This is a genomic window from Candidatus Electronema sp. PJ (genome assembly GCF_048287395.1).
GTDB lineage: Bacteria > Desulfobacterota > Desulfobulbia > Desulfobulbales > Desulfobulbaceae > Electronema.
The window spans coordinates 1-12902 of sequence record NZ_JBLWEO010000001.1 but is presented as its reverse complement, the minus strand read 5'-3'; the positions used below and the strand labels follow the sequence as shown (position 1 = coordinate 12902).

Below are 12902 nucleotides of genomic sequence, written 5' to 3'. Positions count from 1 at the left end.
CTGCTGGATGATCGTGCCGCCCTTGTCGGTTTTCCACTGCCAGACCCGCTCGATGAACTTGTCGCGGCCCAGCTCATGGCGGTTGGTCTTCTCAGCAGCAAGCTGCCGCTCCACCACGTTCTGCGTGGCAATGCCCGCGTGGTCGGTGCCCGGCACCCAGAGAGTATTATCCCCCTTCATGCGGTGGTAGCGCGTTAGCAAATCCTGCAAGGTGTTGTTGAGGGCGTGGCCGATGTGCAGCACGCCGGTCACGTTTGGCGGCGGAATGACGATGGAAAAGGCCGGGCGGCCTTCCTCCATTTGTGCGCTGAAGGTCTTGTGCGTAAGCCAGTATTCATACCACCGCTGCTCGACCTCCTCAAACTCGTAGGCTTTGGGCAGGTCGTATTTGGCGGCGGCGGGCGTGTTTGTGTCGTTCATGGCAGCGGAAAAGGGATAACTTTGTTGAAGGAAAGGCTGTTGAAGATCGAGATGCTACTATAAAGCAGGCGGGGCGGAGCGGCAAGGGTTACTGCATGGGTGCTGCGGCAAGCATAGCGGAAATCTTTGGGACTCTGTGGCGGACTGTGGATAACAACATTTTCTCCTCCTGCTTCTAAAAGTTTATGTAGATACATGCTCAATAGTAACAGTAGGTGTTGGGAGGCACTGTACTCATCCCAACACCTACTATTACACGGCTGAATCCTTACGGTGCAACGCTGTACTCATCATTAGCTGTTGCCGTATTCCCACCTATCACGCTAGAGAGGTCTCCACTAGCGGTTCCTCCGCCTCCTCCTGACACGCTGGAGAAAGCTCCGCCAGCGGTTCCTCCAGCTCCCCCTGACACACTGGAGTAATCTCCGCTAGCAGTTCCGCCATATCCCCCTGATACACTGGAGTAGGGACCAGAAACCGTATTGCCAAATCCAGCTAGAAGACCACCATAGGAGAGATAACTGTGATAAGGCCCGACAACCAGATTATGACTGCCGATTCTTGTGGTAGCAGGCATATCCTCAGAGGGTGAGGAGTGCTCATTATAGCCAATGATAAGATTGCCCAGACCATTCAGCTCACCGTCAGTCTTGCCGGAGCCGCTTTGAATGTGAAGATTCGCGCCAGTGATATAGATGTTTTTGGCATCATCAGCTGTCAGATACGGGGCAAGGGCATCAGTAACCTTCCTGGCCTCTGCCAACTGCTTCTGAAGATCTTCGATAAGATATGCTTGCTGCGTAACAATTGATTCATACGCATCAAGTCGTTCTACAACACTCCTCTGACTGCTGGGGTTACCTGGTGGTGGTGCAGCAACTGCCATTTCTGTACAGATTATAGTCACGGCGGCAAGCATAGCGGAAATTTCCAGGGCTCTGTGGCGGACTGTAGATAATAGCATTTTCCTCTCCTTCTTCTAAAAAGTTATTCAGCTCAACCACTACTCATAGCGCGAATATACTGCGCAATGGAATGTTTATGCAATAAGAAATGTTAAGATTCATTTCTCGATGAGCTTTTTCCAGCTGCTCCTGCACAGGATAATGAATCCTGCCGTGCTATAGATTAAGTGGGAGCGCAGCAATTGCCCCGCATTTCTGTGGTCAGCATTCGTACCTTACCATGCCCTACGGTGCTGCTTACATTCTGATACCTATCAGGGAAAATTTATGATAGGTATCATGCCATCTGGATGATACGTATCATCCAGCTACTATGATACCTATCGTACCAATGGTATGATACGTATCATCACAACTTCGCATCGAGTATCCTTTTTTCTACCTGATAATCATCACGCCTCTGCAACAAAGCTCTTGACAAGATTGCCGTAGAGATTTACGCTGCCAAAAAGCACTATTCCTCCCCAGTAACACATCATTTCCCTTTGCATTGGAGCATGTTATGGCAACCATTCAATGGAGGCCCGAAGTCAACGTCCTTACCGTTCCTCAGTCTTGGAAAATCCGCTTCGTACCTCGCGATGTATCTAGGACAGATGATCTGGCTGCGGCAATGGTAGCAGAAAACCCGAACTATACTCTGGAAGATACCAAGACCATGATTGCTACCTTGGCGCGGGTTATTCAGAAAAAGCTGATTAATGGTGGTCAGGCAACCATTGACGGCGTGGTAACTTTCGGCCTTTCTTTTACTGGCAGATTGAGTTCGCCAGACGACCCATTGCCACCAGTTGACGAGACCTTGCATGTGGATGTCCGCGTACTCCAACCCTTCCTCAAGGAGATTAAGCAGAAGGGCATCTTTGAGAAGCGGCCTGTGATCGAGAAGGCACCAGTGATCGAGGAAGTCGAGAACACGCAACTGCACCTCAAGGATGTCTTATCTGACAAGAGCGTACTGCATCTAACCGGCAGCAACCTGTTCTTTAATCCAGCGACTGAGGGTAATGAATGTGTGCTTGAGGGTGTGCGTAGTGGTCGGCAAGTGCAATCACAGTTCGGGCCAATCTCAAATGCAAGCATTATCCTCGTGCCTGATATTCCTATGCAGAACGAGTCATGGCAGAATGAGTACACGCTTTCTCTCTCAACCCGCTATAGCGAGCACGGTACTCCGCGCACTGGCGTTTACAGGCAACGGCTGCGCTCGGTGCTACTGATCAACGGCCTCTCGCATCCTAGTGGCATCGGCATCTTGAGTAGTAGCGAGGCTGACCTGCCCTATGTGAGCTTGCTCAGTGCTACAGCTTCTGCTTCGGAGATGCTGCGCATTCAGGCGGTGTTTGATATTAAGAATAACTGGTTGCTCCTGAACTTAATCAGTATGCAGGAGGATGGGCCTATGGGCGAGGCTGTGCCAATTACCGCCAATATCTCAGGTGCCTTACCAGGCTTTGCTGGGTCAGCAGTCAGCGATATTCTTATCAACGTGACCGACTATGCTGCGCTCACTACGTTGGTGCGGGATTATTACTATGGTCGACTGGTGGATGTGTTGGATATTAGGGTATAATGGCAGCCTGTTTGCGCTACCCTTTGACGTATGCTACCCTACTTCATCAAGACCTGTAGCTCTCCAATGCGCAATTACTTGGGATTGCTCTGTCACCTTCGTGTGCAGGCAAGCAGGAAACGCTTGACAAGGGTGACGGCACCCTTTATTAAACGGTCAGACCTATAGCTCAGATAACTTAACCGCCTGCCTATATCATGACCTTGCCTACAATCCAGCCCATCGGCCCGCTTGACATTGAGGCCGAGAGCTTCCGTATCATTGAGGCGGAACTTGGCCCAACTGCATTCACGCCTGAGCAATTCGCTGTGGTGCGTCGCTGCATTCACGCTACCGGTGACTTCTCCTTTGCTGAGAACCTGCGCTTCCATCCCCTGGCCATAGAGGCTGGGCTACGGGCGATCCGCGCGGGGAAGAATATTCTGGTTGATGTGAACATGGCTGCGAGCGGCATCTCCAAGCACTTGCTGGCACGCTTTGGCGGCAAGGTAATCTGCCGGGTAGCCGATACAGAGACCGTGGCACTGGCCAATAGTCATACTATAACTCGCTCTGAGGCCGCAGTGGCCTTGGCCGCAGAGGAGAACATCGGCATTGCGGTAGCAGGTAATGCACCTACTGCTTTGCTCAAGATTATGGAGCTGCTAGAGAAGGGCGTGTTCAGCCCGGACTTGGTAATCGGCGTACCGGTCGGCTTTGTGAATGCAGCGGAGTCAAAGGCAATACTGGCCAGTAAGCCGTATCCTTTTATTACCGCTCTTGGTAGAAAGGGAGGCACGCCAGTCGCAGTGGCAGCAGTGAATGCCCTACTCAGACTGGCGGGTAATCCGTAAATGGTGCAAGCCGCAACAGCGATGAACAGCGAGGGGGATGGAGAATAGGGTGGAGATCAGCCTAGAACACCATCTTGGAGATTCGCTATCTCACAAGCCCAGGCCCACCAGCTCTCTGACCAACCGCTCCTGCTCACCAGTCAGCTGCTTCGGTACCTGCACCAAAATCTTCACATAGAGATCACCCCGCTCGCCTATTGGCCCAGAGGGTAGCCCCTGTCCTTTAATCCGCAGCTTGGCCTCTGGTTGCACTCCCGCAGGTACCTTGATCTTGAAGCTCTTACCATCAAGAGAGGTTATCTCTACCGTCGTGCCAAGACACGCCTCGCTGAACGGGAGTTTTTTCTCCATGATCAGGTTGTCCCCATCACGGGTGAATTGCTCGTGCGGCAGTACTGTGACTTTCAGATAGAGGTCGCCAGACTGACCACCTGTGGAAGACGGTGCTCCCTTGCCGCTCAGACGTAAACGTTTGCCAGACTCAATGCCCTTGGGTACCTTGACCGAAACATTTTGGGTTTCTCCGCTATGGCGTAGGCTGATGTTTTTCTCTGCACCGTGCAGGACATCCGCTAAAGTGACAGAAAGCTCATAGGTCAGATCTTCGCCCTTGGCGGGCTGAGGACGGCACCCACTTCCGCCGCAACCTCTTCCGTTTCCTGCTTGGCTGAAAAAATCAAAGGGGCTGCCGCTGCTTTGACCGCCGAAGCGGAAACTTGTACGACCACTTCCACTGCCAAAACCGAACTGACCGAGGATGTCATTAAGATCAAAATTGCGGAAAATATCCTCCTGCGAGTACCTCTGCTGGAAACCTGCCGAGCCATACGTGTCGTATTCCTTGCGCTTTTTCTCGTCTGAGAGGACTGCGTAGGCTTCGTTAATCTCCTTGAACTTGGCCTCAGCCTCCTTATTCCCAGGATTTTTATCTGGGTGATATTTTAAGGCCAGCTTGCGGTAGGCTTTTTTTATATCATCTGCGGCGGCGGTTTTCTCAACGCCAAGTATCTTATAGTATTCCACGATTTTTCTCTGGATGTGTTCTGTTCACGATATCTGGATCCGGCAGCTGATACGATAAGAACAATTCTTCATTTGTCTATACCCAGAGTAAAAACAACAAGGGCGGAAAACCGCCCTGCGCAGTCCGCTGTAATGAGCCAAAAGGCTTTTAGAAGGGAACGTCGCTACCCGTGCCACTGCCAGAGGAGTAAGAGCCGTCATAACCGCCTGAAGGAGGCCCACCTGCCGCCGGGCCAGGATCGCCGCTGTAGCCACCACCTTCTCCGCCTTTAGAGGTTAACATCTTCATCTCACGGGCGATAATTTCCGTTGTCCAGCGGTCATGGCCATCCTTATCCTGCCATTTTCGAGTCTGGAGCTTGCCCTCAATATAGACTCTCATTCCTTTGTGCAGGTATTCGCGGCAGATTTCTGCCAGCTTGTCCCAAGCAACGATGTTGTGCCATTCGGTCTGTTCTTGCATCTGACCATCCTGCCCCTTCCGCCGCTCAGAGGTGGCAAGGCTGAACGATGCCACTGGCGTGCCGCTTTGGGTGTAACGGACTTCCGGGTCTTTACCAAGATTGCCGATTAAAATCACTTTATTGATCATTTTGACCTATTGCTGTGCTGTTTTTATTCAGAGGCTGCTTTTCCGGTCTCATCATAATCCTGAACGAGGAAAAAAGCAGCTGCATTTTTGTTGGGCAGAAACGGGAAAATTGAAAAAGGCAGCAGCAGTACTTGCCTGTTAGCAGCTCTTCCGGTATAGTATAATTAATTGTACTTGAAGTTATTTAAATTTCTTGCCACCCAGCAGTCCATTCCGGGGAGGCAATTTTGTCGCCTTATCGTGCTACTGACCGCCGCCGGAACCGCAATGTTTTTTTCCCTCTGTTCATTTCAGGCTAAAAAGAAGGCCGCACATGTCCTCATGCGTCTTGTTGCGCATGTCGCTGCCCTCCTGCTTTTTAGCCTGAATGGGCTGGCCTACCAAACCGACGGACAATTCCAGTGCCTCATGCAGCCCTATACCCTGCCAGACATCCCTCCTCCTGGTGTGTCTCGGATTGGGTCGCATCTGTTCTGGCTGCTGAAAGGCGGGGCCTCGGCTCGCTTTGGGTTTGTCGGCTTGAAAGCTGATTCAACCCAAATGGATGCCCTGCTGACCGAGTTGTATCTGGAGAGCAACTTCGCTCCACATTGGGTTAGGGAAGACGGGCCAGATGAAAAGAGAGTGCATGATCTGCTGACGGTATTCAAAAAGGCCGAGGAGGACGGTTTGCCCGCAGCGCACTACCGGCCTACCGAGATCACCGCCCTTCTGTCGGTGAGAAAGCCGGAATATCTTGCCCGCCTTGACCTCTTACTCACCCTCTCGATGAGCGCGTATGTCACTGACATGCGGAAGGGCCGGGCCGCCAGAACTCGCTTTGACCCGATTCTACTTGCCGCAGTTCGCGAGAGCAGCGGCGATGTGCCGCAGGTGATCAAACAAGGGCTATACGCTGCGCAGCTGCAACAGTTTTTAGAGATGCAGGCTCCCCAGCACCAAGCCTATCATGCCTTGAAAAAACTCCTGGCTGCATACCGGGAGATTGAGGTAAAGGGCCACTGGTTGCCCCTGCCAGAGGGAAAGAAGATTGAGCCAGGCATGGCTGACGACCGCCTTGACCTGCTTGCGCAGCGGCTGCTGGTCATGGGCGACCTGCCCGCTCTACCGCCGCCAGTCTATGCGGATGCCAACACCCAGCAGCTCCGCCTTTACGACAGCGAGTTAGTCAAAGGCGTAAAGCGGTTCCAAGCCCGCTGCAATCTGGAGCAAGATGGCATCGTGGGCAAGACAACTCTGGCCGCCCTCAACATCCCGGTGCACGAGCAGATCAGAAAAATCATCCTTAATTTGGAACGCTGGCGCTGGTTGCCCCACCAACTGAATGGTCGCCGCATCCTGGTCAACATCGCGGGCTTCAATCTGACGGTTATGAACGACGAGCAGACCGAGCTAACCATGCCCGTGATCGTTGGCGAAGATGATCACAAGACCCCGGTCTTTAGTCAGGACATGAGTTACATTGAGCTGAACCCTTACTGGAATGTACCGCCCTCTATCGCCCGCAAAGAAATCGTTGAGAAGATGAAAAAAGATGCGGGCTACCTGAATAGACAGCGCATCCGCATCTTCGCAGGCTGGGGCAACCGGGCACCAGAGGTTTCTCCGGCAGCTATCAACTGGCACACCATTGGCGCAGGCATCTCGCGCTACCGATTACGCCAGGAACCGGGCAAGGGCAACGCCCTGGGTACGGTCAAATTTGTTTTTCCCAACCGCAGCAGCATCTACATGCACGATACACCGGGCCGCAACCTGTTCCGACAGGCTAAACGCTCCTTAAGTCACGGCTGCATTCGGGTTAGCCGCCCCTTTGATTTGGCTTGGCACCTGCTCCAGCATGATGGCTCCAATATCAGCAAGGAACGCCTGCAAAAGGAGATCGCCTCAGGGAAGCAGCAGAGCTTTGTCCTCAAAAAACCAGTGCCAGTCCATCTTCTCTACCTCACCGTCATGCTTGCTGAGGATGGCACAGCGCATTTCTACGAGGATATTTACGGTAACGACGCAGAACTGGCCGCTGCCCTCAACCTTGACAACGAAGGGATGTGCTTGCTCAATCTGTAAGGGGCACTACTTGAGGAGTTCCTCCATAAAAGGGAGGAGTACGGCTCGTTTCCAAAGGAGTTATACTCGGCAACAAAGGAGTTGGAGTCGGCAGGAAAGGAGTGCGGCTAGGCCAAACTGCTTTTCTACTAAGCCGCAAAGGAGTCTGGCCGACTCAAACTCCTTTCCAGGTCGGCAAAACTCCTTTCCGGCTTAACAGAACTCCTTTGGTAGTCGGCCAGACTCCTTTCTTGCCGAGTACAACTCCTTTTATAGTCGGCAGCACTCCTCTCTTGCCAAGCCAAACTCCTTGGTAAACGAGCAAGAAAGGAATGCCAAGGCCTATTTTTCCTTGGGTAGCGTGATAGAAAAGACTACACCGCTTCTGCCATCCTCTAAATTCCGCACACTCACCTTGCCGCCGTGATGCTCCAAGATGGTACGGACGATGTACAGCCCTAAACCCATGTGCGGACGGTCATCTTTCAAAGGCCGGTGCGAGGTCATGGAGTTGAAAATCTGTTGTTGCCAGGCAGGTTCAATGGTTGGCCCCTGATTGATCACCTGCATGGATACGGTGTCGGCCTGTTGCTCCAGCCTCAGCTCAACTGGCGTTTCTGCCACATGAAAAGAGACCGCGTTCTCCACCAGTTTGTCCAAAGCCTGATGTAAGCGGACTGGATCAACCTCAACCATGACCTCTTGCTCTGGCGGTTGGTAGAGGAAATCCACGCCGCTAAAGGCCAGCTTCCAGCCATGCTCCAGCCACATCGAGACTGCCTTAGCCAAATCCAGTGGTTCCTTGCTGTCTAAGAGCAGGGCGTTCTTCAGACTGGCCGCTTCTCGGATTGAAGTCAGCAGACCCTCCAAGCGCTGCACGTCCCGCTCTGCCCAGCGAATGTATTCCATGATTTGCCGGGACGGAGACTCCTGTAGCCGCATCTGTTCCTGCTTGAGGTTTTTCAGCGAGGCCGCCACACCAGCCAAAGGCGTGCGCATCTCATGCTCCAAGTTATCAGCCATCTTTTCCCGATGCTCGATTTGCTGCTGAAGCTGATCAAGCATCGCATCCAGTGTCCGGCCCAGATCTCCAATCTCGTCTCCTGACCTCTTTATTGGCCTGGCTGCGCTGCGGATGTGGCCGTCTGAGGTGATAGCTGAGGCTGCTTGGTCGCGGAGTTTGCGAATTCGGCCTGAAAGCCGATAGGCAAAATAGAAGAACACCCCGCCACCGAAAAGGAAGGCCAGCATAGACAGAATGATGGTTTCCTCAATCATTCGTTTACTGAAAGCAAGGATGGAATTGGTGGTTTGCTCGACCACGACAGCGGCAATCACTTTGTCGCCCTCGTGCAACGGAACGATGGCAGCCATGACCTCGGTCTGACTGTTATCCATCAAATATTTAATGAGGGAATGCTTGCCTGCTAACCCTTCTGGGATACCTTGGAGAGCCAATTCAGTCGGTTGAGATGCCTGATCCTGAATCTGTACCTCCGCAGCAAATTGGGTGGTGAAAAACCGGTACAAGGGTCGGAGCAGCTCGCTGACTTGCCGCATGAGCTGGGCGAATTGATCTGCATCAGCAGGCAGGCTCTCAGGATTGCGGAGGCTGCCTACCTGTGCCCGAATGCGCCGATTCTGATCCACGACCCTGATCCGGGCGTAAGGCCGATCTAAAGAGCGGAGGATGTCCTCAATCGGCTTGGAGGTGCCAAGCAGCCAGCCCGGCTCCTGGTTTTCAGCCAGATTGGCAGTCCCGATCAGTACCCGAACGCTCCGTTCCTGCTCCTCGTCCACATCGGCAACCGTGAAGGCTAACTTGTTGCCGAGCAGATCGAGCGGGATGCGCAGTTCCAGCAGATAGCCGCCACTTTTCTGCTTCCACGCGCCCTGAATGCGCTGCTCGCTGACGGGAAATTTGATGGGACTGTCTGGCATCAGAAAGGCATTGATCCAACCTGGTTCATAGGGAGAGATGAGATAGCTGTGCTGTCCCTTCTGATCCTCGATGACAATCTGGAGATGATCTGAGCGGTCCAGCCGGAGAGAGTTTCGGCTCCGATAAATGACCTGATCATCCTGCACGTCAAAAAAGGCGTAGAGGTATTTGTCCTGTTTTCCAGCCAGATGCCGGAAAGTCAGGGTTTGTGGCAAATAGCTTTCCTCTGAGCTGATCAAATGCTCTCTGCCAAACTGCTCGGCCTGATCAAGCTCTGGCTGCCAGTCCTCTAAATTACCGTCCAGCTGGATGATGTTGGAGAGCTGGAAGAGGTAAAGGTCACGGCTTTGGTTCAGAGCGTGAAACTGCTCCCGATCAAAAAGGTCGCTGCGGTTGGTAAGGGCAGCAGCTACTGCTTGAGCCGTGAAGTTGAGGGTATCCTTTTGGCTGATAATCAGGCTGTTTTTCAACGTGCTGTTCAGCCGCATTCCCAGTAAGGGAAAGAGCAGGAGTAACAGGGAGAGCAGAGCCAGCTTGAGGCGGAGGGAAATGCGCACGAGTTTCAGGGTTGCCAGCGATAACCCATGCCGTATTCAGAGCGGATGGTATTAAAGTCTGGGTCGATTTCTCGGAATTTGTCTCGGATCCGGCGAATATGCGCGGCAATGGCATTGTTCGTGACAATGACACTTGCTGCCTCCATGAGCTGATCATGATTTTTAACATGACCAGGCCGCCGCGCTAGGCAAAGCAATATCCAGAATTCGGTCAGAGTCAAACTGACCGGCTGCCCCCGCCAATGCACTTCTTTGCGGTCTTCGTCGATGCGCAGATCCTGATGCTCGATGATTCGGTTATTAACCGGACTGCTGCGCAAGGCCTCAACTGTACGGAAGAGGGCGGAAATCCGGGCTGGCAAAAAGTCAAGGGTGGTGGTGTCCTTGGTCAGATAGTCCCAAGCACCAAGCCGCAAGCCCGAGACCCGATCCAAATCAGAATTGCGAGCCGTAAGGAAGATGATCGGGATGACCGGCGAAAGCGAGCGCAGGTGCTGGCACAGTTCAAAGCCACCAGCCATCTCCTCGCCGAGCATAATGTCTAAAATGGCGAGGTCAGGCAAAGAGCGCTCAAAGGCGGTCATCGCCTCCTTCCTGCTACTGTAGGAACTGACTTCATAGCCCTCTCGGTGCAGGGCTTGAGCGTAGTTAGCCTGAAGTCGGGGATCATCTTCAACCAAGGCAATGCGGTAGGTCATGGTGGCGGACTTCTGCGAGCGAAATGGGCATTCATGCTGATTTCTTGAAATGTTACCATATCTATTTTTTTTTCACCAGCGGAGAGTTTTTTGTCATGATCTGTCACCTTTCTTTTGCGGCAAGTCACTATTCAAGGACGGAATGGTCATCGTCGTTGTTCAAAATACCCACAGGTAGAATTAAGAAATGAAGTAGATGGAGAACTATTATGACCTCAGAAACGACAAGTAAGCCCAGTTCCTTCCCGGCAATCGATCCCGGCTATCTGATGTTGGCCGTTTATGTCTTTGGTGTAACTGTCCTGGTGCTGCTCGGCTGGCTAGGCTCTGCCGGAGCTGGCAGTGAGTCTAATGCCGCCTTGGAGCAGCTCTCCGCTCCGGTTGCTGTTGTTCAGCTTCAGCGGTGAAGTGCATCATGCAGCAGACTATCGATCCTGATTTGCAATATTGTCCTCAATGCGGCGACGAATATCGGGCTGAAATCACCCTCTGCGCTGCCTGCTCGATTGGTTTGATCAGTGGCAAGTCGATCATGGAGCAGCGGCAGCAGGGAGAGCAAAAGCAGGCCGAACGTCGCCGTCCGATCAGCCCGGATGACAAGTTAGTCAACATCCAAAAAGGGCCAGTTCTTCAGATGCAGATGGTGCAGTCGGTGCTGAAGCGGGCTGGCATTCCCTCACTGATAGTGAACGATTCTGGTTCCTGTAGCCAGGGCTGTTGCGGCCCGAGTTTGGTGATTCAGATCAGAATGTCGGATCTGGAGGACGCTCAGACTGTTCTTGCGGAGGAATATATCCGCAGCACAGCCCTGCATGATCACGATCTCTCCACCGCAGGCGTGGTGTTTGACACGGAAGTAGATTCCGCGCTTTGTCCAGCCTGTGGCTGTTGCTTTTCCACTACCCAAAACACCTGCCCTGACTGCGGTCTCTGCTTCGCTTGAATTTTTCCGTTTTTGCTAAAAACAACGGAAAAGGGCGATAGCAGTGAAAAGTTGTTTTTTTTTTCTGGCTGCATGAGGTACAATCCCGCTCAATAGGTACAGAGTGGCAGAATGCGGTGCATTCTGTCGGGATGGGCAACATTCAAGGAGAACGTATGAAAAAGCTCGCAGTATATGCGGCAGCCGGTTTGATGCTGCTGTCCCTCCGTCCGGCGGCAGCGGAAATAAAGCTGGAGACAGAAAGCCAGCGGTTCAGCTACGCCTTGGGCATGGATTTTGGCACGTATCTCAAAGGACTGGGCGAGGAATTCGATCTCGGCATCATCCAGCAGGGCGTGAAAGATGCGTACACCCCTGGCTCCAAACCCTTGATGACCGCAGAGGATGCCTCTAAAGCCCAGCAAAATTTTGGCAAGCGGCAGCAGGAAAAATTCATGGCCATGCTGAAGACCAACAAGGAAGCGGCCAAGAAGTTCCTGGAAGAGAACAAGAGCAAAGAGGGCATGAAAACCACGGCCTCTGGTCTTCAATACAAGGTGAGCAAAGAGGGTAGCGGCCCCAAGCCAGCCAGTTCTGACACTGTCAAGGTCCATTACCGAGGCACCCTGCTGGACGGCAAAGAGTTTGACAGCTCGCACAAGCGCAACGAGCCTGCCCGTTTCCGGGTGGATCAGGTCATTCCTGGCTGGACTGAGGCCCTCCAGCTGATGAGTGTGGGTAGTAAATTTGAACTGTATATCCCACCGGAGCTGGCTTACGGCGACCGTGGTGCAGCCCCGGTGATTCAGCCTGGCAGCCTGCTCAAGTTTGAGGTAGAGCTGTTAGAGATCCTCAAGGAAGAGCCGAAAAAGGCGGAAGCAAAGGAAGAGAAACCGGTGGAACAGGAAGAAAAGCCGGTAGAAAAGCCAGAGCAGAAGGCAGAGACAAAGTAATTCTGTCTTTTCTGATCTTGCGCTGTCACAGCCTGATCCCTTTTGGGGTCAGGCTTTTTTTCTTGCGAAGTAGCGGAACGGTAATTGCAGCGGCATTCAGTTCCCTGCTGATGTAGGCAGAACGCTTTGTTAGAGATACCGTCTCCCCTGCTTTTCTCAGAAACAACAGGCGAATCTTGCTTGGATACTGAGCTATCTTCACTTTACCGGACACAGCAATTACCCTGACAGGAACAGGAGGTGTGTTTATGGGCTATCGCAGGTACGATTCCGATTTCAAGCGAGAAGCCGTGCGCATGGTTGTTGAAGAGGGAGTTGGTATTCGCGAGGTTGAACGAAGCCTCAGCATCACCTTTGGAGTCTTGAAGGGCTGGGTGG

At 52.8% G+C, this 12902-nt stretch carries 12 protein-coding genes; 6 read left to right on the top strand and 6 right to left on the bottom strand.

Annotation, left to right across the window (positions count from 1 at the left end; genetic code table 11):
* Together ACNKIB_RS00060 and ACNKIB_RS00055 are read right to left on the bottom strand one after the other, a co-directional pair.
* A partial coding sequence (locus tag ACNKIB_RS00060; protein ID WP_417908494.1) for a class I tRNA ligase family protein occupies positions 1–420 on the bottom strand: 420 nt, incomplete at its 3' end.
* 268 nt (positions 421–688) lie between these two features.
* Positions 689–1384, bottom strand: a complete 696-nt coding sequence (locus ACNKIB_RS00055) for a hypothetical protein (RefSeq protein WP_417908493.1) — start codon at positions 1382–1384, stop codon at positions 689–691.
* Between the two features lie 503 nt (positions 1385–1887).
* Here ACNKIB_RS00055 and ACNKIB_RS00050 point away from each other — a divergent pair.
* Together ACNKIB_RS00050 and ACNKIB_RS00045 are read left to right on the top strand one after the other, a co-directional pair.
* On the top strand, positions 1888–2958 hold the full coding sequence (locus ACNKIB_RS00050) for a hypothetical protein (protein ID WP_417908492.1): 1071 nt from the start codon (positions 1888–1890) through the stop codon (positions 2956–2958).
* 197 nt (positions 2959–3155) lie between these two features.
* Entirely contained in the window at positions 3156–3791 is a 636-nt protein-coding gene (locus tag ACNKIB_RS00045; RefSeq protein WP_417908491.1) for a precorrin-8X methylmutase, read from the top strand.
* Positions 3792–3881: 90 nt separating this feature from the next.
* Here the strand turns inward: ACNKIB_RS00045 and ACNKIB_RS00040 are convergent, their stop codons facing one another.
* Positions 3882–4814, bottom strand: a complete 933-nt coding sequence (locus ACNKIB_RS00040; protein ID WP_417908490.1) for a DnaJ C-terminal domain-containing protein — start codon at positions 4812–4814, stop codon at positions 3882–3884.
* A 148-nt stretch (positions 4815–4962) separates the two neighbouring features.
* A complete protein-coding gene (locus ACNKIB_RS00035) occupies positions 4963–5406 on the bottom strand; it encodes a single-stranded DNA-binding protein (protein WP_417908489.1) in 444 nt (147 codons plus the stop codon).
* 321 nt (positions 5407–5727) lie between these two features.
* Between ACNKIB_RS00035 and ACNKIB_RS00030 the strand changes: the two genes are divergently transcribed.
* The gene (locus ACNKIB_RS00030; protein ID WP_417908488.1) at positions 5728–7473 is read left to right on the top strand and encodes a L,D-transpeptidase family protein; all 1746 of its coding nucleotides are present in this window, start codon (positions 5728–5730) and stop codon (positions 7471–7473) included.
* Between the two features lie 321 nt (positions 7474–7794).
* Here the strand turns inward: ACNKIB_RS00030 and ACNKIB_RS00025 are convergent, their stop codons facing one another.
* Together ACNKIB_RS00025 and ACNKIB_RS00020 are read right to left on the bottom strand one after the other, a co-directional pair.
* Positions 7795–9951: an ATP-binding protein gene (locus ACNKIB_RS00025; RefSeq protein ID WP_417908487.1), complete on the bottom strand. Its 2157-nt coding sequence runs from the start codon at positions 9949–9951 to the stop codon at positions 7795–7797.
* A 5-nt stretch (positions 9952–9956) separates the two neighbouring features.
* Positions 9957–10649 (bottom strand): response regulator, encoded by a 693-nt coding sequence (locus ACNKIB_RS00020; RefSeq protein ID WP_417908486.1) that lies wholly within the window; start codon positions 10647–10649, stop codon positions 9957–9959.
* A gap of 209 nt (positions 10650–10858) precedes the next feature.
* Between ACNKIB_RS00020 and ACNKIB_RS00015 the strand changes: the two genes are divergently transcribed.
* The 3 genes from ACNKIB_RS00015 (at position 10859) to ACNKIB_RS00005 (ending at position 12524) form a co-directional block, all read left to right on the top strand.
* Positions 10859–11056, top strand: coding sequence for a hypothetical protein (locus ACNKIB_RS00015; RefSeq protein WP_417908485.1), 198 nt, complete (start codon positions 10859–10861; stop codon positions 11054–11056).
* Between the two features lie 8 nt (positions 11057–11064).
* Entirely contained in the window at positions 11065–11592 is a 528-nt protein-coding gene (locus ACNKIB_RS00010; protein ID WP_417908484.1) for a hypothetical protein, read from the top strand.
* Positions 11593–11747: 155 nt separating this feature from the next.
* On the top strand, positions 11748–12524 hold the full coding sequence (locus ACNKIB_RS00005) for an FKBP-type peptidyl-prolyl cis-trans isomerase (RefSeq protein ID WP_417908483.1): 777 nt from the start codon (positions 11748–11750) through the stop codon (positions 12522–12524).
* The last annotated feature ends 378 nt before the right edge of the window (positions 12525–12902 follow it).